At 41.4% G+C, this 23,285-nt stretch carries 22 protein-coding genes; 5 read left to right on the forward strand and 17 right to left on the reverse strand.

The features are described from left to right. Nucleotides 1–58: 58 nt before the first annotated feature. The gene (locus H5123_RS04635; RefSeq protein WP_259395590.1) at nt 59–1,492 is read right to left on the reverse strand and encodes a M48 family metalloprotease; all 1,434 of its coding nucleotides are present in this window, start codon (nt 1,490–1,492) and stop codon (nt 59–61) included. A gap of 163 nt (nt 1,493–1,655) precedes the next feature. Here H5123_RS04635 and H5123_RS04640 point away from each other — a divergent pair, with 163 nt between their 5' ends. Together H5123_RS04640 and H5123_RS04645 are read left to right on the forward strand one after the other, a co-directional pair. Continuing rightward, nucleotides 1,656–1,877 (forward strand): sulfurtransferase TusA family protein, encoded by a 222-nt coding sequence (locus tag H5123_RS04640; protein WP_124015918.1) that lies wholly within the window; start codon nt 1,656–1,658, stop codon nt 1,875–1,877. A 23-nt stretch (nt 1,878–1,900) separates the two neighbouring features. Next, nucleotides 1,901–2,983, forward strand: coding sequence for an AI-2E family transporter (locus H5123_RS04645; protein WP_124015919.1), 1,083 nt, complete (start codon nt 1,901–1,903; stop codon nt 2,981–2,983). 151 nt (nt 2,984–3,134) lie between these two features. On the opposite strand, the gene H5123_RS04650 is transcribed toward H5123_RS04645, so the two are convergent. From H5123_RS04650 to H5123_RS04710, 13 genes are all read right to left on the reverse strand, one after another. Further along, complete coding sequence (locus H5123_RS04650; protein WP_182697169.1) at nt 3,135–3,368, reverse strand: DUF2897 family protein; 234 nt, start codon at nt 3,366–3,368, stop codon at nt 3,135–3,137. Between the two features lie 73 nt (nt 3,369–3,441). After that, complete coding sequence (gene kdsB, locus H5123_RS04655) at nt 3,442–4,179, reverse strand: 8-amino-3,8-dideoxy-manno-octulosonate cytidylyltransferase KdsB (protein ID WP_182697170.1); 738 nt, start codon at nt 4,177–4,179, stop codon at nt 3,442–3,444. Between the two features lie 87 nt (nt 4,180–4,266). After that, nucleotides 4,267–5,337 (reverse strand): 3-deoxy-alpha-D-manno-octulosonate 8-oxidase KdnB, encoded by a 1,071-nt coding sequence (kdnB, locus tag H5123_RS04660; protein ID WP_182697171.1) that lies wholly within the window; start codon nt 5,335–5,337, stop codon nt 4,267–4,269. Nucleotides 5,338–5,408: 71 nt separating this feature from the next. Beyond that, entirely contained in the window at nt 5,409–6,593 is a 1,185-nt protein-coding gene (gene kdnA, locus H5123_RS04665) for an 8-amino-3,8-dideoxy-alpha-D-manno-octulosonate transaminase KdnA (RefSeq protein ID WP_124015923.1), read from the reverse strand. A gap of 169 nt (nt 6,594–6,762) precedes the next feature. Then, a complete protein-coding gene (gene can, locus H5123_RS04670) occupies nt 6,763–7,389 on the reverse strand; it encodes a carbonate dehydratase (protein WP_124015924.1) in 627 nt (208 codons plus the stop codon). A gap of 110 nt (nt 7,390–7,499) precedes the next feature. Further along, entirely contained in the window at nt 7,500–8,348 is an 849-nt protein-coding gene (locus tag H5123_RS04675) for an alpha/beta fold hydrolase (RefSeq protein ID WP_182697172.1), read from the reverse strand. Nucleotides 8,349–8,382: 34 nt separating this feature from the next. After that, nucleotides 8,383–9,093 (reverse strand): M15 family metallopeptidase, encoded by a 711-nt coding sequence (locus H5123_RS04680; protein WP_310736133.1) that lies wholly within the window; start codon nt 9,091–9,093, stop codon nt 8,383–8,385. Continuing rightward, nucleotides 9,084–10,217: a succinyl-diaminopimelate desuccinylase gene (dapE, locus tag H5123_RS04685; protein ID WP_182697173.1), complete on the reverse strand. Its 1,134-nt coding sequence runs from the start codon at nt 10,215–10,217 to the stop codon at nt 9,084–9,086. Before dapE ends, H5123_RS04680 begins: the two co-directional genes overlap by 10 nt. Then, the gene (locus tag H5123_RS04690; RefSeq protein WP_182697174.1) at nt 10,217–10,558 is read right to left on the reverse strand and encodes an ArsC family reductase; all 342 of its coding nucleotides are present in this window, start codon (nt 10,556–10,558) and stop codon (nt 10,217–10,219) included. The genes dapE and H5123_RS04690 overlap by 1 nt, the downstream gene beginning before the upstream one ends. 263 nt (nt 10,559–10,821) lie before the next feature. Next, a complete protein-coding gene (gene crr / locus H5123_RS04695; RefSeq protein ID WP_124015928.1) occupies nt 10,822–11,331 on the reverse strand; it encodes a PTS glucose transporter subunit IIA in 510 nt (169 codons plus the stop codon). 81 nt (nt 11,332–11,412) lie between these two features. Further along, nucleotides 11,413–13,134, reverse strand: a complete 1,722-nt coding sequence (gene ptsP / locus H5123_RS04700) for a phosphoenolpyruvate--protein phosphotransferase (RefSeq protein WP_124015929.1) — start codon at nt 13,132–13,134, stop codon at nt 11,413–11,415. Nucleotides 13,135–13,147: 13 nt separating this feature from the next. Next, entirely contained in the window at nt 13,148–13,405 is a 258-nt protein-coding gene (locus tag H5123_RS04705; protein ID WP_124015930.1) for an HPr family phosphocarrier protein, read from the reverse strand. A 277-nt stretch (nt 13,406–13,682) separates the two neighbouring features. Then, nucleotides 13,683–15,299, reverse strand: a complete 1,617-nt coding sequence (locus tag H5123_RS04710; RefSeq protein WP_182697175.1) for a methyl-accepting chemotaxis protein — start codon at nt 15,297–15,299, stop codon at nt 13,683–13,685. A gap of 275 nt (nt 15,300–15,574) precedes the next feature. On the opposite strand from H5123_RS04710, the gene H5123_RS04715 reads away from it, so the two are divergent. The 3 genes from H5123_RS04715 to H5123_RS04725 all read left to right on the forward strand — a co-directional run bounded on the left by H5123_RS04715 (nt 15,575) and on the right by H5123_RS04725 (nt 18,442). Next, entirely contained in the window at nt 15,575–16,282 is a 708-nt protein-coding gene (locus H5123_RS04715; protein WP_124015932.1) for a DUF3334 family protein, read from the forward strand. A 92-nt stretch (nt 16,283–16,374) separates the two neighbouring features. Continuing rightward, the gene (locus H5123_RS04720; RefSeq protein ID WP_124015933.1) at nt 16,375–17,412 is read left to right on the forward strand and encodes a LacI family DNA-binding transcriptional regulator; all 1,038 of its coding nucleotides are present in this window, start codon (nt 16,375–16,377) and stop codon (nt 17,410–17,412) included. 97 nt (nt 17,413–17,509) lie between these two features. Continuing rightward, nucleotides 17,510–18,442 carry a DUF808 domain-containing protein gene (locus H5123_RS04725; RefSeq protein WP_182697176.1) on the forward strand — a complete coding sequence of 311 codons (933 nt, stop codon included), beginning with the start codon at nt 17,510–17,512 and terminating at the stop codon, nt 18,440–18,442. Between the two features lie 103 nt (nt 18,443–18,545). On the opposite strand, the gene H5123_RS04730 is transcribed toward H5123_RS04725, so the two are convergent. The 3 genes from H5123_RS04730 to H5123_RS04740 form a co-directional block, all read right to left on the reverse strand. Further along, nucleotides 18,546–18,941 carry a DUF805 domain-containing protein gene (locus tag H5123_RS04730; RefSeq protein WP_182697177.1) on the reverse strand — a complete coding sequence of 132 codons (396 nt, stop codon included), beginning with the start codon at nt 18,939–18,941 and terminating at the stop codon, nt 18,546–18,548. A 149-nt stretch (nt 18,942–19,090) separates the two neighbouring features. After that, nucleotides 19,091–21,562, reverse strand: coding sequence for a glucan 1,4-alpha-glucosidase (locus H5123_RS04735; RefSeq protein ID WP_182697178.1), 2,472 nt, complete (start codon nt 21,560–21,562; stop codon nt 19,091–19,093). Between the two features lie 77 nt (nt 21,563–21,639). After that, nucleotides 21,640–23,190, reverse strand: coding sequence for an MFS transporter (locus H5123_RS04740; protein ID WP_124015937.1), 1,551 nt, complete (start codon nt 23,188–23,190; stop codon nt 21,640–21,642). Nucleotides 23,191–23,285 lie beyond the last annotated feature (95 nt).

Below are 23,285 nucleotides of genomic sequence, written 5' to 3' on the forward strand. Positions count from 1 at the left end.
CATTTATTGTTTGCCATCATTCTATCAAAGAATGGCTTGTAAGGTTAAATTATTGCGGCTACTTTAACGCCTCCATTTCCCTATCAGCTTGTCTAAATTGTCTTATTCTTGCTTCAATTCTTGCCAGTTGTAAGGTTTTACCATCTGAATAGCGATAAGCATAGTTGAGTTGGTCAATCGCTCCCTTGTAGTTAGCTGATAAGGCCATAAATTCAGCATTACTGTAATACTCGAGGGCTTTGTTATCTAACTTGCGGTACGCATCAGCCATAATTTGATAAGGCAGCATATTCTGCTTATCGAAAAATATCAGTTCCTCTAAAAGCGGAATGGCTTTTTGGGGCTGATCAGCCTGCACATAAATATTGGCTAAGTTAGTATTGATCACCTGTGAAGTTGGTTTTATTTTCCGTTGCGCTTCTAATAATGCGATGGCATTTGTATAGTCTTTTTTCTGATCTAATAAATCTGTTTTGGTATCGATATAAAACAAATTATTGTCATCTTGTTTAAGCAAGTCATCAATGATGACCTCAGCTTGATCAAATTTCTGTAAACGGAAAAGTGCCAGCGCTTTGCCGTAGAGAGCAGCCTCTTTAAAAGTATATTCATTCTTTTTGAGTTGTTGTTCAAATAAAGATAATGCCGCATCGTCACTTAAACTTGAAAAACGCACTTGGATACGCGCTTTGGCTAATTGAAAGTTAAGGCTGTTAGGTACATATCGTTTAGCGTATTGAGCCGCACGGTTACGGGCTTCTGTAATTCGAGACTCTGGTAATGGATGCGTCAGTAACATTTGTGGTGGGGTGGTGGTAAAACGATAACGAATAGCCAGCTGACCGAAAAATGTGGCGGCAGCATTGGGATCGAACCCTGCATCAACAAGAGTTTGCATGCCAATACGGTCGGCCTCTTGCTCATTTGAGCGGGTATAGTTAATTTTTGCTTGTGTTGATAGTGCTTGGGTTGTCGCTAGTGCAGCCATACCTGCTTGAGGGGCTGCTATGGTTAATAAAATAGCGCCTAACATACCCACAATCGTAGCCGTAGAACTTTTCTCTTGTGCTTCAAGTGAGCGCGCAAGATGACGTTGAGTTACGTGAGTAATTTCGTGTGCAAGTACTGATGCCAATTCACTTTCGTTGTCAGCATTTAAAAATAAGCCTGTATGAACGCCAACATGACCACCGAAAAATGCAAATGCGTTAATTTCATCATTGCGCAGTAAAAAGAAATAAAACGGTGTTTTGACTCCGGTAGCATTAGCAACCAGCTTATTGCCCAGTTCTGATAAATACTGACTTAGCACCGGATCACTTAATACGGGGGCAGAAGAACGAATAACCCGCATGTATGCGTCACCGTAAACGGTTTCTTTTTCTAAACTAAAGGTATTAACTGCAGCCGTACCCAGATCTGGAAGATCATTATTGGCAAAACTGTGGCCAATACTGGCGGCAAATAGTACGCTAATTGCGCTCGCGGCCAGTGTTTTTGAAAAGGTCGATAATGATAATTTGCTCAAGCGAAACCTTTAATGATGATTGAATTGAAAATTTAAGCTTAACCAACAAGTTTGCTTAAGTTACATTGCTTGTGGTTTATTGTTCAAGCTAGGATAATAGCCCTAGATTGTTTAAAGCAAGTTGATAATGATTTTAATTGATTTAACACCTTATGTTTGTCCCTATCCTTTGGTAAAAGTAAAACTTTTACTGAGGCACATGGATGTAGATGAAAAATTACATGTACTGTTATCAGACCCCGGTTCACGCCGAGATGTTCCCTTGTTGATAAAAAAAATGGGTTTTGATATTGAAATCATTGCTGATCAACCGCACTGTTTATCATTTATCATCACCAAAACAAATTGAAATTGTATATATAAGGTTCTTCAATGCTGGAATTTTTAACTGATTGGTGCAAAACCCGTTTTAGTGACCCGCAAGCCATCACCTTAGTGTTTATCATTGTGGGAATTGGTTTGGCATTATACTTTGGTTCTGGTCTGCTTGCGCCATTGCTCGTTGCTTTGGTACTAGCCTTTTTACTTGAATGGCCAGTAGCACAAATGTCGCGATTGGGAATAAGCAGAACGATGGCGGCATCAATCGTCTTGGTGGTGTTTTTAGGCTTAATGATTATTTTGATGTTTGGTTTAGTGCCCAGTATATGGCGCCAAGGGGTGTCATTGGTAACTGATTTACCTTCTATGATCGATAAGGGTATGTTACTGGTTAGAGAATTTAGTGCCGATTACCCTCAATTTATCAGTGCTCCGCAGCTTGATTCAATGATGGAAGAAATCAAAAAGATGCTCGATACGCAGCATATTATTGATTTAGGTAAACAAATTCTTGGTTATTCAGCGTCATTACTGGTGTTAATGGTGTACGCCATTTTAGTACCATTGTTGGTATTTTTCTTTTTGAAAGATAAAGATTATTTGATAAATGGTAGTAAACGATTTTTCCCCACTAACCGCGGTTTAGCGCGAAAAGTGTGGTTTGAAATGGATCAGCAAATTTTTAACTATATTCGCGGCAAAGTAATTGAAATTGTTATTGTTGGCGTAGCCAGTTATATTTTCTTTGCGATTATGGGACTAAGTTATTCTGCGTTACTTGGCGTGTTGACCGGATTATCTGTGTTGATCCCTTATGTCGGGGCAACATTGGTGACCTTACCGATTGCGTTAGTGGCATTTTTCCAATGGGGCTTTAGTGCTGAATTTGGTTATTTAATGTTAGGTTATGGCATTATTCAGGCGTTGGACGGTAATGTTTTGGTACCGTTATTGTTCTCTGATGCCGTTGATTTACATCCGGTAATGATCATTGCGGCTGTATTAGTCTTCGGTGGCTTATGGGGGGTATGGGGCGTGTTCTTCGCAATACCGCTGGCATCATTAGTTAAAGCGGTCATCAATGCCTGGCCCAATAACCAACAGCAACAACGAGTCTCGTTCGACAGTGAATAATCCCTGAAGATCCTCAATTTAGTGAGAAAAAAAGCTAACCCGTTATGGTGTTAGCTTTTTTTATGGACTAAGTACGCTGTGCTGATCAACGATGAAAATAGCAGTATGCGGTGCAGGAAAACCGCGCTTAGATGACGTTATTGTATTCGCACTATAGGGGCTTATCTTTACTGTCTATATCGTCTTCGCTAGAAGGTTGTTGATTAAGTTTATCAGTTGCTTGTTGTGAGCTGTCTTTAGGTGCAGTTTTATCGGCGCTGTCTTTTTGTGCTCCAAACTGAGGCATCTTAAATTTGGCTGAATATTTTAATACTGCAATATTACTCGCGATAATCCCGATGACTAAAATAATAATTAGCCATACTTCATAACCTTCTAAACTCATGGAAAACTCCTGTTTAACCTTAGTATTTATCGCCTTATTGCTTTAGTACTCAGACTAGATTAACACATGTTAGTTAGTCGACAGCTAAGCGCAATTCGCATTTGCGAATATCTTCAGGGGTATCAACTTCTGGTGAGTCAAATGCGCTGATAGCAATTTTAATTTTATGGCCGTATTCAAGAGCGCGAAGCTGCTCTAATTTTTCCAGATCTTCAAGTCTACCTAAAGGTAACTTAGAAAAGGCATTCACAAAACGTTTTGTGTAAGCATAAACACCTAAGTGCTTATAGACAGGGTAGTCGTTGGTATCACGGCCAAAAGGAATCCGAGCCCGTGAGAAATACAGTGCATTATAGTCATTATCAAAGACCATTTTAACGTGCATTGGGTCATCTAGTTCTCTTTTATCGACAATTTCAAATCCTAACGTCGCCATTTCAAACTCACCAGGATGACGTTCAAATAGGCTAATGATTTGCTCAATTGAGATAGGATCAATCAGTGGCTGATCACCTTGTAAATTAATCACTAAATCGTCATCGCTAAGACCGAGTTGCTCAATAGCATCATTAATACGATCGGTTCCAGAAGCAGCTTCAGGGCTAGTCATAACAACTTTACCGCCAAAAGATTCTACCGCCTGTTTAATGCGGTCATCATCAGTGGCAACATAAATATTATCGACACCTTTGGCTAAAGAAGCACGTTCGTAAACATGTTGGATCATGGGTTTACCATTAATCGGGGCCAGCGGCTTGCCCGGGAAACGGCTTGAACCATAACGTGCCGGGATTAATAGAGTAACGTTCATTAATATGACCTATTTGTGTAGTGATTATGGTGTAGACAATAAATAAAAGGGCTCATAAGAGCCCTTTATGATTGAATCTATCGTGTATTATATACGACGGAACAACTTAGTCAGCATTTCGTCGGTAACTTTTTCTTCCCAGCCTTTACCATACACGTTGTCCCAAAGTGGGCCCATGCTCTTGGTCACAGCAACCATCTTAGCGATAGTCTCATTCGGTAAGTCTTTACAGATGTTTTTAGGTAAAGTGATGTTATGAATTTTCATCATTTTACGGAATTCAGTTACGCCTTCTGGGTAGAATTCTTCTAACACATCAAAAGCTAAACAGTTACCAATGCCGTGATGATAGCCCAGCACATAACCTAAGCCGTAAGACACCGCATGACATGCCCCCACTTGACTATAAGCAATGCTCATACCGCCCATATAAGATGCCATCATTAGCTTGTCATCTTTTTCTGCGTGGTCGTCTAAGAACACCTGACGGCATAAATCCATCGATTTTTCAGCGAATGCTTTAGCGAACTCATTTAAATAAGTCCCCTGTAATGATTCAACACAATGGATAAAGCAATCCATACCAGTATAGAACCATTGATCAGTAGGCACTCCGGCAATAAGTTCAGAGTCCATAATGATTTGATCAAATACAGTGTAGTCCGAGTTTAGTCCGAGTTTACGCACCGGGCCGCACAATACTGCTGTACGTGATGCTTCAGCACCCGTACCAGAGACTGTTGGAATACCAATATGGTGCACAGCAGGATTTTTAATTAAATCCCAACCTTGGTATTCTGAAGAACTGCCTGGGTTAGTTAGCATTAACGATACCGCTTTAGCTAAATCCATGGTTGAACCGCCACCTAGACCGACTACGCTTACAGGCAATGTCGTGTTGAAGGCTTTAACTTGAGCCGTTAATCCATCAACTTGTTCGGTGGTGGGCTCTTCATCTACGTTTACGTAAATCAGTAAGTCGTGCGCTTTAGTTGGGACGCGGTCAGCCAGTGGCTTACCTTGGTGAACATCATCAACTAAAAAGACCACAAAATCGTTAGCTTCTTTGCGTTCTTGACCTAGTACAACATCAAGTTGCACGAATGAGCCACGGCCGAAAATCATTTTTGGTACGCATTTAAAATTTTTAAAACTCATTACAACAGTCTCCATTGAGATAAGTACTGTAAAAAGTGCTCTGAGCCATTACAGGCTCAGAGGTGTTTAGACTAGGCAAAAGCACGTTTGATGTTTTCAATACGCTCAGCAATTTGCTCATCTGTCCAAGATAACTTGATCAGCATAGAAATTGTGCGGCTCATGATAGCGTCAGACTTAGGTGTCAGCACCTTAGTATAATCTGGGCGATCAGCAATTAGCATGATCGGTAACGCCGCCGGTGCTTTGAGTTCTTGGATGTGCTTCCAGTTTTTAAGGTAATGCCAGTTGTTAACATACCAGTAAAAACAGCCATCAACTTTGTTGGCAGCCAGCTTTTGGTTAATTTCTTGGGTACGCGCTTCTGTTGGCATCATAAATGTTAAGAAGCCAGCAGAATCGCCTTCAGGATCAGGAATTTCACGGAAAGTGATTTCTGCAATAGAAGCCATAGCATCTTTGATGGTTTTTTTGTTTTTACGCTGAATGGCAATGATTTTATCAAGCTTACGTAATTGCGCTAAACCCATGGCTGCATTCATTTCAGAAATACGGAAATTCAACCCCATAATAGGATGTGATTCTGCACCACGATCACTGCCGACGTGGTCATGACCATGGTCAGAAAACATGTGCGAATGGTTATAAATATCGCTGTTGTTAGTGACAATTGCGCCACCTTCACCACAGGTGATGGTTTTGACTGAGTCAAAAGAGTAACAACCCACATCACCAATTGTACCTAATGCTTGACCTTTATAACTGCCGCCGATAGCTTGACATGCGTCTTCTAAAATCACTAAGTTGTGCTTCTTACACACGGCTTTGATTTCGTCCATTTTCGCCATAGAGCCGCACATATGAACAAGGTTTATTGCCTTGGTTCGTGGTGTGATAACGGCTTCAATGCCCTCTGGAGATAAACATAATGTTTCGTCAATTTCAGCAAAAATAGGCACAGCACCGGCCATAAACACGGCTTCAACAGAGGCGACAAAGGTAAATGGAGGCACAATAACTTCATCACCAGCACCAACGCCTGCTGCTGCCATTGCAGTTTGTAATGCAGCAGTACCACTTGATACTAAATGAGCGTGTTTTACGTTCATCTTTTCGCAAAGTAGTTGCTCCATGTCGCGGGTTTTCCAGCGATCATTGCGCATATGGTCGAAGTTATAACGGAAGGTAAAACCGTTCTCCATTACATCAGCAACTTCCTGCTTTTCCTCAGGACCAAATAATTCAAAACCAGGCATGGAAATCATCTCCTAAAAATTCTGCGCATAGTAGCGCTAAATAAACGGCTTGATTATAACGTTCTTCAGTAGTGGTTCGCGACTTTTATTGCATATTTTTAATAACAATAAACAAAGGCCTGCTAAATAACAGGCCAATTAAAACAGCAGATGAAGATAGATTAAACAGTTATGCTAGATTTTGCCCATTAACACGGCCATTTGTACGGTCAATGGTCACGTCTAAATCAGTAAGCAATCCGTTATCAATCCCATAAATCCAACCGTGTATTGCGACTTCTTGACCACGATCCCAGGCTTCTTGAACGATATTAGTCGATACCACATTTGACACTTGTTCGATGACATTAAGCTCACACAGACGATCAAAACGTTGTTGCTCAGTCATTGATTCAAGGTCGTCTTGATGAATACGGTATATGTCGCGTAAATGACCAAGCCAATTGTCAATTAAACCTAATCGTTCTTTATTCATTGCAGCCCTAACACCACCGCAGCCGTAATGACCAACAACCATTATGTGCTTTACTTTCAGCACATCAACAGCATATTGCAATACAGATAAGCAATTTAAATCAGTGTGAATAACCATGTTAGCAATGTTACGGTGAACAAATACTTCACCGGGCAGGAGGTCGATAATTTGGTTTGATGGCACACGGCTATCTGAGCATCCAATCCACAAGTACTCTGGGTTTTGCTGCTTTGCCAGTTGAGCAAAAAAGGTAGGATCTTCTCTACTGATCCGTTCTGCCCAACGGCGATTATTATCAAATAATGGTTTAAGAAGTTTCATTGATGCTCGAATTAGGTCGTTTTTAAACCTGTAAGTCATTACAGGCTATATGTCATTTTGTTACGAGTATATCAGCAATGCCTATCGATCTGGTCTATCCATTGATGTGATTAATTAAAATTAACTTTACTCAAAAAATCAATAAGATGCTGATTGAAAATGGCTGGCTTTTCGATGTTAGCAAAATGACCCGCTTGTTCAATGTGCAATAATTGACTGCCATCGATAGAATCATGCATTAAATAACTTTCCAATGCGGTACGCAAATAGCCACTTAAGCCAACTGCGATTAATGTGGGTAAAGTCAGTAACTCAACATATTCTAAGGTATCGCGTTTAAAGATAGCCATGTTGGCCATGTTAAGTAATACCGCAAGTTGTGCGCTTGAATAAGTGGTTAGTTGTGTATTGAATTGCGCCACTACAGTACTAAGGTTAGCATCTTGTTGACTCAAATGCTGGATCTCTTTACTGAAAAATAACCCGCTAATAGTTTGTGCAAGTTCAGCTGAGATCGTTTGTTCATTGGCAATTTTTGCCATGAGTCCTTGGTATTTGATGCAGTTAACTTGTGGCTCGAATCCGACAAAACTGTTCAACATCACTAACCCATGGATACGTGCAGGTGCTTGTAAAATAACTTCTGCAGCAATCGCGCCGCCACTACCATGACCTATGATAGCTGCCGATCCAATATCAAGCATATCCATTAATGTTAATACCTGCTGGGCCACATCTTGTAGGTTTTGGGTATTGTCAGGGACTGTGGTTGTTTGACCATGGCCCCAAAAGTCGATGGCGATACAACGATATTGTGACGATAATTTATCAATTTGTCCTTGCCACATGGCACTGGAGGCGAGTAAACCATGGCAAAAAATAACCACAGGCCCATGGCCTTGATCCACGTAATACAGAGGTTGATTATCAATCATTTTATGGGGCATTAAAGTGGACATAACAGACTCATATAAAGGGCTGTGCGCGCAGACATTACGTCGGAGAAGGCGCAACAAAGAAAACATAATGATCAACTAACTCAGTTAGTCGTTCAAGTAGCGGTAATTTTAATGATATTTCTGCAGCAGACAATACTTTTGCTAATTCCAGCGCGCTAAATTCAACTAATAACTCATTTGCCACAGGATAATAACTCATGTGCCAAGGTTCAGGACTGACACCGCTTAAATTGGCTTGATATGGAAAGTAAAATCCAAATTCGGCTGCGTGTAACTTGAGCCAGCGATGCAGCGGGGCGCAAGGGCCGTCGTTTGTGTATTCTGCGGTGACTAATTGTAATGATTGTTGGCTAATACCATTGGCATCATATACATCGAGGTCAGTGCCCCAGTGGTGTCTTGACGCCCCAGGTAATGCAGACCATATCAAAATAGTATCAATCAGTTGTTGTGGTGAAAGACTATGGAATACCACAGGGGTTGAGGTGTTATCTAGCAACGGCCGTTGACCATTGGCTTTGGCATTCCAAATGTTCAATTGACGATCAAACGGCCGATATGCCGAGCATATCTGGACATCAAATCCAGCTATTGATGCCGCGACCTGCAGCTGTTTAAATGCAGTTGCAGTTCGCTGCTCTAGTAAATACTGCCCAATAGAGACCAAATGATGATCGCCTAAACCGTATAGCTTAGCGTGTTCGCTAGGGATATCGATTAAAGGCGATTGGGGCTTTATTTGCACAAGAGTTTTTCCAAAATACGCTCATAGCAATTGGCTAATATCTCTAAGTCAGCCACGTTGACACACTCGTTAACTTTATGAATAGTGGCGTTTACTGGGCCTAGCTCCAGCACTTGGGCGCCAGTTGGTGCAATAAAGCGTCCATCTGAAGTACCACCAGAGGTTTGTGGATCGGTTTCATAACCAGTCACTTCTCGAATGGCTTCGCGTGTGGCGTCAAGCAGTGGGCCATCTCCGGTTAGAAACGGTAGTCCATTAAAAATCCAATTGATATCATAATCTAAGCCATGGGCATCAAGAATACTCACCACTCGTTGGATCAGCTCTTCTGCTGTGACTTCTGTGGAGTAACGGAAGTTAAACATGACTTGTAAATCGCCTGGGATCACATTTGACGCACCCGTACCCCCATTAATATTAGCAATTTGGAAACTGGTTGGGGGGAAAAATTCATTACCACTGTCCCAATGCATTTGCGCCAGTTCTGTTAGTGCAGGAACCGCCTTATGAATTGGGTTGTCTGCAAGGTGAGGGTAAGCGACATGACCTTGAATACCATTAACGGTCAAATTACCGGTTAAGCTTCCACGGCGGCCATTTTTAACCACATCACCTAATTTATGGGTAGAAGAGGGTTCGCCAACTAACGCCCAAGTCATTTTTTCATTACGAGCTTCAAGGGTATCAATCACGCGGGTGGTACCATTGATAAACGGACCTTCTTCGTCACTGGTAATTAAATACGCGATAGAACCATGATGGTCGGGATGCTTAGCAATAAAGCGTTCAGTTGCGACAACCATTGCAGCTAACGAGCCTTTCATGTCTGCCGCGCCGCGGCCATGTAAATAGTTATCTATGATGGTCGGCTCAAATGGCGGTGTATGCCAGCGGTTCAGGTCGCCAGTGGGGACGACATCGGTATGGCCGGCAAAGCAAAATACAGGATCGCTGTTTCCTCGTCTTGCCCACATGTTAGTGGTGTCTTCAAAGACCATAGGTTCAATATTAAAACCAATGGCAGCAAGACGCTTGGCCATCAGGGTTTGGCAACCTTCATCCAGTGGTGTTACCGAGGGACGTGAAATCAGATCTTTTGCTAATTCAACTACATCGTTATTCATTATGCAAACCACGCTTGGTATTCTGCGACGTTAAAGCCAATCAGTATTTTATCATCATTAACTAACACAGGGCGCTTTACCAACGTTGGATATTGCACCATTAAGGCGATGGCTTTGTCTTGGCAAATATCCGTTTTTTCAGCGTCAGTTAACCCACGAAAACTGGTGCTGCGCTTATTAAATAGCGTTTCCCAACCGGCAATATTAGCCCACTGTGCAACGGTTGTTTCACTCAGGCCATCTTCACGAAAATCGTGAAACGTGTAATCAATCTTTTCGGCTTCAAGCCATTTGCGCGCCTTACGAACTGTATCGCAATTTTTTATGCCATATAAAGTCAAAAGAATACTCCATTAATGTCTATTGGGTTGTGACGTTAAGCTTTAGCTCTCAAAATGAGCTTTGAAGACAGCCTAGTGCAAACTGGATATTAGCAACATTGTGGCATTGTGGGGCGGCTTGAACAAGCCGAAGAAGCTGTTTTGAAAAGATTTCATAATATGCAACCTACGATCGCTTAAGGTGAAGGTTGCATATTATTGTGGCGCGAATGTTTACGACAACTATTGAACAGGGTTGTTAAATAGAACGAGCCAATTTGATGTTACATTTGTACGGTAAAAATAATATCTTTACCAGCAACTACACTACCTTGGGCTTTATCGAGTTGTTTAACATCTTCCATATTAGCCAGTACCACTGGGGTCAGCAGGCTGTCGACCTTGCCACGTAAATAGGCTAAATCAAAAGATAAGATTGCTTCACCGGCTTTAACTTGTTGACCTTCTTCGGCCAAACGTTTAAAACCATTGCCCCTGAGCTCAACGGTGCCAACACCAAAATGGACAAACAATTCAAGCCCTTGTGGTGATTCAATACTAAACGCATGATTAGTCTCAAAAATTTTACCAATAGTGCCATCAATTGGAGCAACAATAAATTCGCCCTTGGGATCGATAGCAATACCATCGCCAACAATTTTTTCTGCAAATACCACGTCAGGTACTTTTTCGATTGCGACAATATCACCCGATACAGGTGCATAAATGGCAATACCACCCGTTAGCGGTGGTTGGCCTGAAATCAGTCGTCGAATGCGGCTTAAAAATCCCATAAGAACTAGCCCCTTTTATTAATATTTTTATGCGGTTAATTGTAAACGGCTATACTCACTTTACCAACATTATTTGTGTGATTAAACGCAATCTTGTGCAAAAGCGTTAATGGCTTTACGAATATCAGTAATGCGAGTTAACTGTGTGATGTGTTGTGCATGGTGAACAAAATGACTGTAATTACCCTCGATTAATGCCACTTTCACGTCTAATAAATTGGCCGGATTGATACTCAATTCATCAAGACCGAGTCCGACTAATAAAGGTAAGACTTGTGGGTCGCTGCCAAGTTCACCACATAAAGATACCTTAACCTGAGCCTGTTTACAGTGACTTACTGTCATAGAAATCAGCTGGATCACAGCTGGCGATAATGGAGGGTATTGTTTGGCTAAATTCGGATTGGTGCGATCGGCCGCTAAGGTATATTGAGTTAAATCATTTGTACCAATACTGACAAAATCAAGCATTGGCAACATGCTGGGTAAATTAAATACAGCAGCAGGAGTTTCAACCACAATACCATAGCTCAGTGTTCCGAAGCCTTTTTCTTGCTGATTTAATTCTTGTTTAGCACGTTCAATTAATAAGAACGCGGCGTCAAGTTCTTCGACTTGACTGACCATGGGGAACATTAATCGAACTTGGCCATGATTTGCAGCCCTCAGTATCGCTTTTATTTGAGTGATGAAGGTTGCTGGGTGCGCCAAACTATAGCGAATACCCCGAATGCCAAGGGCAGGGTTATCTTCATTGGTTTGCGGCAAGCAAGGAATTTCTTTATCGGCGCCAATATCAAAGGTTCGAATGGTCAGTACTTCACCTTGTAAGCTGTGAAGGGCATCACTATAAAGTTTATATTGTTGTTGCTCATCTGGCAGTGCTTTGGCATTCATTAGTAAAAATTCGGTGCGAAACAAACCAATGCCTTGAGCCCCTACATCGGTGATGTGAGATATTTCGCTTAAGTTACCCACATTTGCGAGTAAAGTGACTTGATGGCCATCACGAGTTTGACTGGGTCTATCTTTGTAAATCATCAAGGCTTGGCGACGGACTACTTCTTGTTGTTGTTTTTGTTTTAATTGCTCAAAAACTTCCGTTGAAGGTGCAACATGTAACTCGCCTGACATGCCATCTAAAACCAGTTGTGCTCCATCTTCAATAACATCATTGGTTTGCGAAAATTGGTAATTAAGCAATGCAGGAATACCTGCTGCACGCGCCAAAATTGCGGTATGGCTGGTTAGTCCGCCTGATTCGAGGATCAGTCCGGTAATGTGGGTTAATGGTAATATCGCAAATTCAGCAGGGGTTAAATCATCAGCCAGTAATATGGTGTCTTCGGTAAGAGCGGATAAGTCCCACTGTAAATGTCCATGTAACGCACTGGTGAGGCGCTTGGCTAAACAAATAATATCAATGCTACGATTTGCTAAATATGGGTCGTCTAATGCTGACATTTCTGCAGCATGTTGATTAAATATACGATCAACCGCCACCGCAGCACATACTCTAAATTGGTGAATATGTTGATGCAGTTGTTGCTGCAGCTCCTCGTCTTCAAGCAGGATAATATCACTATCAATCAGTTGAAAATGATCACACTCAGGACACAGATGATGTTGGCAGTGTTGCAAATGAGCAATAAGCTGATGAATAGCTTGCGTTAATTTCTGCTGCTGATCGTCAATTTGTTCAATAGAAAGCAGTTTAAAATCAAGTGGCGGCAGTTGATTGGTGATAGTCAGTGCTTTACCAAAAGCGATACCAGCAGAAACAACGATTCCATTGATTGACATTAAGTTGTCCTAATTAGCTAAGCGTAACGAGCAGTGAGGCAATTTTATCAACCGCCGCTTGCTCATGCTCACCAGAAGCAAATACCGTGACAGACACACCTTGGTATAGGCCTAATGTTTGTAACTTAAACAAACTTTTGGCACTGGCTTGTTTGCCATTGCACTCTACCATAACGTCACAAGCAAATGCTTTAGCTTCTTTGACTAACAAAGCCGCAGGACGTGTATGAATACCATGAGGAGCAACAATGGTGACCGTTTTTTGATACATAGATAAAATACTCAGTAACGAATGACAACTAAATACTCATTTAACTAAACCATTCAAATAGACTGACTAAAAATACGATTTAGCTTAGGCCATATTTGAGTTGAAGTGTTTAGGCATTTAATCTGATGGCCATAATATACCCTAAAGTGATCAGCGCTAAAAGTGATGCTCGGCGCAAAGTCTTTAGCTGTTTCGATATTACACCATTAAGTTGGACAATTAGATGTGCTCTGAGGCTGCCAGTGATTTACTCGACTGGCAGCAAGAGTGAAAGGGACTAGATTTTGAACTGACCTAAGGTTTGGCTCATGTCGACACTAATAGTCTGTAATGATTGCGCTGCCTGGCTGTGGGTTTCATTTGCCATTAATGACTGTTCGGTGAGTTCTGAGATAGTACTGACGTTGACATTAATGTCTTCGGTGACTAATGCTTGCTCTTCTGTAGCACTGGCCAGTTGTGCTGTCATGCTGCTGATATTATCAATTAACGCTAAAATTTCGCTAATGGCATCACTAGACTGCATCGCTTTTGATTGTAACTGGGCAGACTGCTGTTGTGTGCTGGTAATACTCTGAATAACCGATTGAATACCAGTCTGAATTTCACTAATAATGTGATTAATTTCATTTGTTGATGATTGCGTTCTATTTGCGAGCGCTCGCACTTCGTCTGCTACTACAGCAAAACCTCGACCATGTTCACCTGCTCGTGCCGCTTCAATGGCAGCATTGAGTGCCAGCAGATTAGTTTGATCGGCAATACTGCCAATCACATCAAGAATACTGCCAATTTCAGCAGATGATTGGCTCAAGGTTAACGATACCGTTTCTGCTTGATGTAATTCATTAACCAAACTTTCTGTTTGTGCAACGGTTTGCTGCATTAATTGTTGGTTTTGTTTGGCTTGATGCTTCACATTTGTTGCACCGTCAGCCGCATCCTGAGTGTTACGAGCCATTTCTTGGCTAGTGGATAACATCTGATTAATTGCCGCAGCAACACTTTGGGTTTCACTGTGCACTTGGTTAGCACTTTGATTGGACATGTTAACCGTGTCTAACAAATGCACCGCTTCATTATTCAAGGTATTCCCAAGCGGTTGTAGCGTTGCAACCATATTGGCAATTTTAATCACAAATTGATTAAACCCATGTGCTAATTTGGCCACTTCATCATTACCTTCAGTTGACAAGCGCTGGGTCAAGTCACCTTCACCTTTAGCAATTTGCTCCATGGCATCAATTGTCACGTTCAGTGGCTGGGTAATTGAGTGGTTAAGTAATAAAAAGAACCCAAAAATAGGCACCGAAATAATCATCATAATAATGAAATAATCAATGATAATTCCCGTCATGCTGTTATTAACACTGTTGACGTTAACTTGAGTGATAATGATCCAATTCATTGCCGGATAATACTTTGCTGCGGCTAATACGGTTTGAGATTGATTTTGTTGATTAATTATCTCAAATTGTGCCTGAGCAGTTTGCTGTTGTTTAGCTGTGCTAATAAGCTGTTGGTAAGATCTTGCTCCATCAACGGCCCCTAAGTTACTGATTGGCTTATTGATTGAGTCAGGATTTAGTGGATTAACAATAATATTATTTTGATTATCAATAATGATAAAAGCTTGATCTTCAGATACCTTAATGTCGCTGGCAAACTGAGTGATTGCTTGGACACTGGTATTAGGATCTGCGAGCTTGAATGCATCAAGTGTGCTATTTAACAAGGTCACTTGGCCAGTAACCTGCTTGAATTGCTCCTCGATTAAATGATTGTATTGTTCCTTTATTGAAAAAGAGCCAAAAACGACTGTGCCGACAGCGGCCAAAGCTAGCATTATAAATAAGCGCTTTAAAATGGTTAAGCGTCGCAATAATCCAATCATTGTCTATCCTAGTATCATATATCCATTTAATGTGGCGAAATTATAGTGATTTTATCAAAAAACTTAAGCCTAAATTATTATTTTTGTGAGCAAACAGTGGAATTTAGTTATTGATAAAAATAATGTTTGTTTATATAAAAATGTATTGATTATCAATTGATTAGTTGGTTTATAAGTTTGATCGATTAATTAACATGCTAATTGATTGTTTTAATTTTGATTTTTTTTCTATTTACCCGCAAGATTAGGGTAATTAACGAAAAGGTATTAATACGATGAATTTATCTTCTACAGTAAAGAATGACGATATTTTACTAAAGCTTTGTCATTCTGTTTCTCATGTTCTTTCTAGTACAAGTGCTAGCCATATTAGCCATGCTGGGATGGTTCAAAGTATTTCTCGTACTCGCTTAAAACCTGATTTGGCGTGTTTTTCTATTTTCGATGGCGGCTTTTCAGGTTTAGTTGTGATCAACTTTTCTGCCACCGCAGCAATTGAAATTTATCGTCGTTATATGCTCAACATGGGCATGCCAGAAACTGAATTAGCTTTTTCACATACTTCTGATGATGTCAGTAATGTGATGGGCGAATTAATGAACCAAATTTTGGGCGACTTTATTGGCAAAATTTCAAAAGAATTACAAACGTCAATTAGCCAGAGCCAGCCAAAAATGTTGGTTATTAATAAAGAGTTGACGATTTCAATTGATACTAACCTTGATAATGCTGTCGCAAGACGAGTGACTTTTAAAACCGAAAATAATCATATTTTTTATCTTGAATTTGCTATGGATAAAACAGAATTCATTCGTTCTGCCGATTTTGAAATGGACGAAGAGTTTGATCTTGATTCATTAATTGAAACTCACGGACAAAAACAGCAAGCTCAATCAGAAGCCTCAAAATATGTACTTGATCCTAATGTAAAAGGCATTGTTGTTGATGATGCTGATGATTTACTCAGTGAGCTTGGGTTATAAGCACACAGAGTTAATGAAAAAGGCCAGTTAATTCATTTAGCTTGGCTTTTGTTTAGTAATGCGTATCACTTATACAAGGCTAATCATCAAAAATGGCATCTAAAGCGACTTCTATTGATATAGCTTACCGCGCAGGCGTGTCGCAATCGACCGTATCACGTGCGTTGAGAAACAGTCCATTGGTTAATCTAGAAACGCGTCAGCGTATTCAAGCTATTGCCAAAGAGCTTAATTATAAAGTTGATAAAAATGCCAGCAATTTACGGACACAAAACAGTCATACATTAGCTTTACTGATCTGTGAAGATCCTACCAATGACGACTCAATGATTAACCCTTTTTTTCTATCGATGCTAGGCTCCATTACGCGTGCTACTGCACGACAAGGCTATGATTTACTGGTCTCATTTCAGCAGCTTTCAAGTGATTGGCATGCAGATTACGAGGATAGTAACAAAGCCGATGGCATCATTTTATTAGGCTATGGCGATTATATGGACTACGCACACAAGCTGGATAAATTGATAGAGAAAGAAACCCATTTCGTTATTTGGGGGGCAGAGCATAACAACAAATCTGTGTTGTCGATTGGCTGTGATAACCATCAGGGTGGAGTCATTGCCACTGAGCACTTACTCGGATTAGGCCGTAAACACATCGCATTTTTAGGTGATTCGTCCAGTCGCAGCCCTGAGTTTCGCGATCGATATTTAGGTCACCTTGATGCCTTAAAAGCGGCTGGAATTTCAATCGATAAACAGCTCCAGCATGATGCGATTAATACTGAAGGTTCTGGTTATGATGCCACCAACCAGTTATTAGACAGCGGTATAGTATTTGATGCCATTTTTACTGCCAGCGATCTTATTGCTATAGGTGCCATTCGGGCGCTGAAAAAGCGCGGAGTTTCCGTTCCAGAGCAAGTTGCTGTAGTCGGATATGACGATATCCCAGTGGCGAGCTTTGCTAATCCGGCGTTGACCACGATTAAGCAAGATACTCAGTTTGCGGGTGAAATTCTTGTTGAAAGTGTATTGAAATTAATCCGGGGTCAAGAGGTCAGTCAGCGGTTAATCAAAACAAATTTAGTGGTGCGTAGTTCTTGCGGTGCCAATGTAGAAGACAACTAGTTTACCTATTACCCAGTAGTTATAAATGTAATCGAATGGGGTTTTAGATGATTGCTATTGATATTAATTTTTTGCTGTTAAAAGGATAAGTCGATTTATGGCAGGAGCCAGTCTATTAACCCTATTAGATGATATTGCCACCATTTTGGATGATGTGGCGGCAATGAGTAAAGTTGCTGCACGTAAAACCGCGGGGGTTCTAGGGGATGATTTAGCGTTAAATGCGCAGCAAGTATCAGGTGTTGCCTCTGAGCGAGAACTGCCTGTGGTGTTCGCTGTGGCTATGGGCTCTTTGCGTAACAAAGTCATTTTAGTGCCTTTAGCAATGCTGATCAGTGCCTTTATTCCTTGGGCTATTACGCCATTATTGATGTGTGGCGGTTTATTTTTATGCTACGAAGGCTTTGAAAAAGTTTACCATTCAATGACCCATAAGCAGACTCATTTGGTCGATGACGATACTGTCGTCGCGAAAGCACAAGCAGACATCGATGATTTAGGCGCCTATGAAAAACAAAAAATTAAAGGTGCCATTCGTACCGATTTTGTTTTATCTGCTGAAATTATCGCAATTAGCTTAGGCGTCGCAGCTCATATGGACTTAATGGCGCAATTTTTAACCTTATCGGTTATTGCTATTGTGATGACATTTGGGGTGTACGGCTTAGTGGCTGGTATTGTCAAAATAGACGATCTCGGTTTATATCTTGCTAGGCGTAAGCCAAGTGGAGTGGGGCATAAATTGGGATTAACTCTCGTGTCTGCCGCCCCTTATTTAATGAAAACTCTCACTTTTGTCGGCACTATTGCCATGTTTATGGTCGGTGGCGGTATCTTAACCCATGGTATTCATTTGGTATTTGAATGGATTGAGCATGCACAAGCCGTGGTGACTCAAATCAATGTTGTGGGTGGCTTTCTAGGATTGCTTACACCCAGTATACTCAATGCATTATTTGGCGTGGTTGCTGGTGGCGTTGTAGTATTAGCCATCAAAGGTGTGAGTAAGTTAATGCCCGCTAAAAGCTAGTTTAATAGTGATAAAGCCGGCTGCAAATACTAAAAGAGCATAGTCAATGACTATGCTCTTTTTTGATCTGTGATACTAACCTCTGTTAGTGAATCACTTGAGATTAAACGGCTAAGTTGTCACTCTCACCAAGGTTTGGTTCCGCTTTTGGATTCGGGCCATATTCGTTGTCATCTTTACTGTTAAAGCACATCACGACGAGGAGAATTAATGCACCTAACAGCGGGATAAACATTAATAGTAACCACCAACCAGAATGGTCAGTATCGTGAAGACGACGGACACTCACTGCGATGCTTGGAATGACGATGGCGAGTGAATAAATAGAACTCAATAATCCAGCACCATAAAGTTCACTGTATAAGCCTACACCCATATCCAATAAGGTCAGTACAATACTAATGATCATGCTGATCAGTGCAAACATCCAGTATTCTTTACGACGTGCTCGGCCGCTAAAATCGAAATACTGTTTTAAAACCTTTAAATACCAATCCATTCGTTATTCCTTAACGTTAATGTTTTTTAATCTAGTGCATTTGTAACAAGATAGCCTTGAATTAACAAGATTTTATTTCAAAATCTATACTAAAAATAAAGCCGTTGTAAACGACAACGGCTTTATTAATCGTAAAATGGCGATTGTGTTTATCGAGCTAATTGCTGCTTAACTACTGGGTAAAAGTCCCATACTTGTTCGTCGGTCATTGAGCGAACCAGTTTAATGTACTCAGCATGAGTCCATGCCAGTGGTGTCGCAGAATTAGTACCTTGACCCATTTTGTAGTCATAACGAGTAGCATTACCAACACCATCCCAAGCTTGTTCTGGCAACATAAGCCCTTGGTTGGCAAAAGTTTCCATGCCTTGAACATACGTATTAATTAGTGCTTGCTTGGTGTCAGCCGATAAAGTGCCATTTGCCTTGGCTAGCGCTAATTCATAATGGCCACGCTCGCCAGTAAAGAATGGCCAAACTCTGCCACGTTGATCTTCGGTATTGCCTTTTTCGGCATAGCTAAGGCCCGTGACAGTATCTTCACCATAACCATCGTTACCATAACGACGATAGCCAGGGATTGTGCTGCCATCTTTAGCACTAAATTCATACTTAACTCGCAGATTGTCTGCAAGACTTTGATCATCAATCAGCATCACGCTGTTTTTAATCACTGGATCTTGTGCATCAACTACGCCATAGCGAACTAATTCTAAAAAACCACCGTCTAAAATCATCCGCTGATCTAGCCCTGGTTTTCCATTGTTATCCAGTAGTTTATCTGTAGTGTTCGGATTACCATTTGGGCTAATACGCACATAGTAAGGGGCTGATGAAGTATCGTTTGTTTGTTTACCAAGCGAGCCTGTTGTCGTCACCATAGTGCTTTCGAGCTGACGTTGTAATTTACGTGCTAAATCGGTATACACAGATGCTTGTTCATCTTTTACCAGTATAGCGATGTCACTGGCGGCAACTAAACCGGCAATGATAGCCGCAGTTGTTGATGGTGAAAATCCTGTTTGTTCTTCCCAACGTTCTTGTTGAGTGCTTGGCGGATTGATTGCCGTGTCATTCCAGCCCAGTTTTACCTTGCCACCGTTTACTAAAAAATCCGCCGCAGGTTTAAGCATGTCTTGATACCACTGACTGATCTCAGCATCGTTTAGTATGCCAGCTTGCCATAATTTCCAACCAAGCATGATAGGCATGGCAGTTTGATCCAGTTGTACGCCAACCCACTCAATTTCACCATCAACATGGGTTTTTTGTAAAAACCACCCTGGGGTACCAATAAAGCCAGGTGTTTGTTGCTGAACCTGTACCTGTTTTAAATATTCAAATGCCACTTTTGGGGTTTGGGTATCGCCCATGGCTAAAAACGCCATCGCACATTGGTAAAAATCACGTGGCCATACGGCTTTATAACCGGTACTGCCAACCGTTGCTGAAACCGTATCGCCCCAAGGGTTAGACAGCGAGGCAATCAGGGCACCCGCATGGGTTTTATCTTCTTGTGCTTTTAACACTAATGCACTGGCATAAAGAAGTTTGCCGTTATCTGTGGTGTTTGCGCTCATATTATTTAATGGCGCAAGTGACGCTAAATAGTCTTTCCAACCAAGATGGGTTTCGTCACCTAAATAAGCTTGTTTAACTGCATCGTAACCAGAATTTAATGTTGCTTGAGCGGTGGCTAAGCTGCTGGCTTTGTCTTGTCCAAAACCAATGACCAAATTAAAGCTTAGGCTGTCGTTTGCTTTCGTCAGGGTAGGGTATTGCGCAGTTAGTGCGACGTTACCGCCTTGATTAGTATCACTGGTTGTGCGGTAGTGCCAATCCAATGTTCCATTATCTTGTAAATCAACTAGGCCATCAGATGTGCCGACAAAGCCAGCACTGGCAGCAACAAAGTCAACATCGGTTTTAATTGTCATTACGGTTGAATTAGCATCGCTGGTGTGGGCAACGAGTGTTTGCCCTTCAACGCTGGCAATGTCATTCGCGCCGCTGTTATCGATATGTGGATTAACATAAAGATGTGGGGTTATGCCTGCTTCAAATGCGGTAAAAGTGACTTTCATCATTAAGCTATTTCTATCGGGGTCGGTAAAAATATGCTTTTCGATTTGGTATTTACCTTGAATATCTTTATTGATAATTTTATAAGCCAAAGATAAAGGGCGGCCCGTTTCATCTGTGTCTAAATATTCAATAGTGCTAATGGTGTGGTCTTTTTCTGTATCAACAAAGCCATTACCGGTAATAATAAATTGCAGTTCTTTAAGTTGAGCGTTATGAATTAGGCCAAACATGGTTTCGGTTAACACACCTTGTGCAATCGAAAACCACACCTTACTGACAGGATTTGTCGCTTGGTCCTGGTATTGGCCATTTACATAGGGCTCATAGGATGTACCTATACCGGTTTTACCTGAAAAAGCCCAAGTGGGTTCGACACCCGGTGCACCAGGAGCAAGCTTAACGACTTCAGTGGTTGTTTCGGTTGATGCATCACTTTGATCCTCAGCAGGAGAGCATGCGCTTAACGATAAACCGAGAAAGCTAGCAGTTATCGCAGCCGCTATGGTGCTGCGATGGGTGAGAAAAGGCTTTATCATGGAATTCCCCAAAATAGTCTTAAGCAAAATTAAACGTGAGTCGCTACCTGTGACAAAGACAGATAATCGTAAGAGAGTTATTTTTCTTGTTTAACGAATAACACTGCAATACCCGAAATCATCATAGATACGCCGCCTAAAATCAGTGCATAAATTGGTTCGCCATCAAAAAACGTCTTGAGTAGTAAACCTAAAATACTGGCTGCAAGTAGCTGTGGGATAACAATGAAAAAGTTAAATATGCCTAAATACACTCCCATTTTTTGAGGAGGAAGTGCGGCTGATAACATGGCGTAAGGAACTGATAGGATAGATGCCCAAGCAAAACCAACACCAATCATGGGGATCCACAATTGAGTGGGATCTTGAATAAACATAAAGCTAATTAGCCCAAGTCCACCTAAAAACATATTGATGGTGTGGGTTAATCTAATGCCAACCGCTTTGGCTAAAAATGGAATAATAATCGCGGCAATGGCGGCAAAGCCATTATAAGAAGCAAACAACATACCGACCCAATCCGCACCGTCGTTATAGGCTTGGCTAAGCACATCTGAGGTATGGTAATGATGTGACGTTACGGCAGCAGTGGTATAAATCCACATGGCAAATAAGGCGAACCAGGCGAAAAACTGCACCACAGCAAGCTGTCGCATGGCTTTGGGCATATGAAATAAGTCATCGACCACATTAAATAACATGCCAAAACTTTCACGTTGTTGGGTTGACACGGGAGCGTTTGTTGTCGTTTTCGCTAATTTACGCGCACAAAATAGTTGTAATGGGCCAAAGACAAATATACCTAAACTTAATATGTACAATTGTTTATCAAGGTCTTGGATCATAATGGCAGCAGTAAACAATGCGCCAATGACTATCCAAATAATAGCGCCAGTTTGATATTGACCGCTGGTGCGAGTATTCGCGCGAGTTGCCTCATTGTCTGTGGTGTCATGTTGGTGAAACGCTGCCAGTTGTTCCGGCGAATATTCCTTGGTCGAAATAATGGTCCAGCCAACCGCGATAAATAAAATGGCCCCACCAAAATAAAATGAATAACGCACCGAGTCGGCAATTTCACCAGCAGGGGCAGTATTAGCTACATCAAACACATTGGTTAACATGTATGGCATGGCTGAAGCGACCACTGCGCCAATGCCGATAAAGAAACTTTGCATGGCGTACCCTTGGGTACGTTGGCTTTTAGGCAAATTATCACCAACAAAAGCGCGAAAGGGCTCCATGGCGATATTGATTGAGGCGTCCATGATCCACAGCATACCCGCAGCAATCCATAATGTCGGCGAGTGCGGCATTATAAACAGTGACAAGGTAGTAAGAACGGCACCAATTAAAAAATACGGGCGACGACGACCAAGGCTATTCCAAGTGTTGTCGCTTAAGTAGCCAATGATGGGCTGGACAATTAGGCCTGTAAGTGGGGCGGCAATCCATAGAATGGGAATGTCGTCGATAGACGCGCCTAAGGTTTGAAAAATACGACTGACATTGGCATTTTGTAGGGCAAAACCAAATTGGATCCCCAAAAAGCCAAAACACATGTTGAAAATTTGCCAAAAATTTAGCTGCGGTTGTTGGGTGACGTTTTTATGATTATGGCCAGACATGTGACATCCTTTTTGGTAAGTCGTTGTGCTTACTTCTTTTAATTCTAATCTTGATCTTATTTGTTGTTAGTCTTACTGGTTTTTGGCTACCTTTT

The organism is Shewanella sp. SR43-4, from assembly GCF_014163845.1.
Taxonomy (GTDB): domain Bacteria; phylum Pseudomonadota; class Gammaproteobacteria; order Enterobacterales; family Shewanellaceae; genus Shewanella; species Shewanella vesiculosa.

What these genes read in the sequence shown, in the direction of transcription:
- H5123_RS04640 (WP_124015918.1), top strand. Translation starts at nt 1,656, where the DNA reads ATGATTTTAATTGATTTAACACCTTATGTTTGTCCCTATCCTTTGGTA.
- H5123_RS04645 (WP_124015919.1), top strand. Translation starts at nt 1,901, where the DNA reads ATGCTGGAATTTTTAACTGATTGGTGCAAAACCCGTTTTAGTGACCCG.
- H5123_RS04650 (WP_182697169.1), bottom strand. Translation starts at nt 3,368, where the DNA reads ATGAGTTTAGAAGGTTATGAAGTATGGCTAATTATTATTTTAGTCATC.
- kdsB (WP_182697170.1), bottom strand. Translation starts at nt 4,179, where the DNA reads ATGAACGTTACTCTATTAATCCCGGCACGTTATGGTTCAAGCCGTTTC.
- kdnB (WP_182697171.1), bottom strand. Translation starts at nt 5,337, where the DNA reads ATGAGTTTTAAAAATTTTAAATGCGTACCAAAAATGATTTTCGGCCGT.
- kdnA (WP_124015923.1), bottom strand. Translation starts at nt 6,593, where the DNA reads ATGCCTGGTTTTGAATTATTTGGTCCTGAGGAAAAGCAGGAAGTTGCT.
- can (WP_124015924.1), bottom strand. Translation starts at nt 7,389, where the DNA reads ATGAAACTTCTTAAACCATTATTTGATAATAATCGCCGTTGGGCAGAA.
- H5123_RS04675 (WP_182697172.1), bottom strand. Translation starts at nt 8,348, where the DNA reads ATGTCCACTTTAATGCCCCATAAAATGATTGATAATCAACCTCTGTAT.
- dapE (WP_182697173.1), bottom strand. Translation starts at nt 10,217, where the DNA reads ATGAATAACGATGTAGTTGAATTAGCAAAAGATCTGATTTCACGTCCC.
- crr (WP_124015928.1), bottom strand. Translation starts at nt 11,331, where the DNA reads ATGGGATTTTTAAGCCGCATTCGACGACTGATTTCAGGCCAACCACCG.
- ptsP (WP_124015929.1), bottom strand. Translation starts at nt 13,134, where the DNA reads ATGTCAATCAATGGAATCGTTGTTTCTGCTGGTATCGCTTTTGGTAAA.
- H5123_RS04705 (WP_124015930.1), bottom strand. Translation starts at nt 13,405, where the DNA reads ATGTATCAAAAAACGGTCACCATTGTTGCTCCTCATGGTATTCATACA.
- H5123_RS04710 (WP_182697175.1), bottom strand. Translation starts at nt 15,299, where the DNA reads ATGATTGGATTATTGCGACGCTTAACCATTTTAAAGCGCTTATTTATA.
- H5123_RS04715 (WP_124015932.1), top strand. Translation starts at nt 15,575, where the DNA reads ATGAATTTATCTTCTACAGTAAAGAATGACGATATTTTACTAAAGCTT.
- H5123_RS04720 (WP_124015933.1), top strand. Translation starts at nt 16,375, where the DNA reads ATGGCATCTAAAGCGACTTCTATTGATATAGCTTACCGCGCAGGCGTG.
- H5123_RS04725 (WP_182697176.1), top strand. Translation starts at nt 17,510, where the DNA reads ATGGCAGGAGCCAGTCTATTAACCCTATTAGATGATATTGCCACCATT.
- H5123_RS04730 (WP_182697177.1), bottom strand. Translation starts at nt 18,941, where the DNA reads ATGGATTGGTATTTAAAGGTTTTAAAACAGTATTTCGATTTTAGCGGC.
- H5123_RS04735 (WP_182697178.1), bottom strand. Translation starts at nt 21,562, where the DNA reads ATGATAAAGCCTTTTCTCACCCATCGCAGCACCATAGCGGCTGCGATA.
- H5123_RS04740 (WP_124015937.1), bottom strand. Translation starts at nt 23,190, where the DNA reads ATGTCTGGCCATAATCATAAAAACGTCACCCAACAACCGCAGCTAAAT.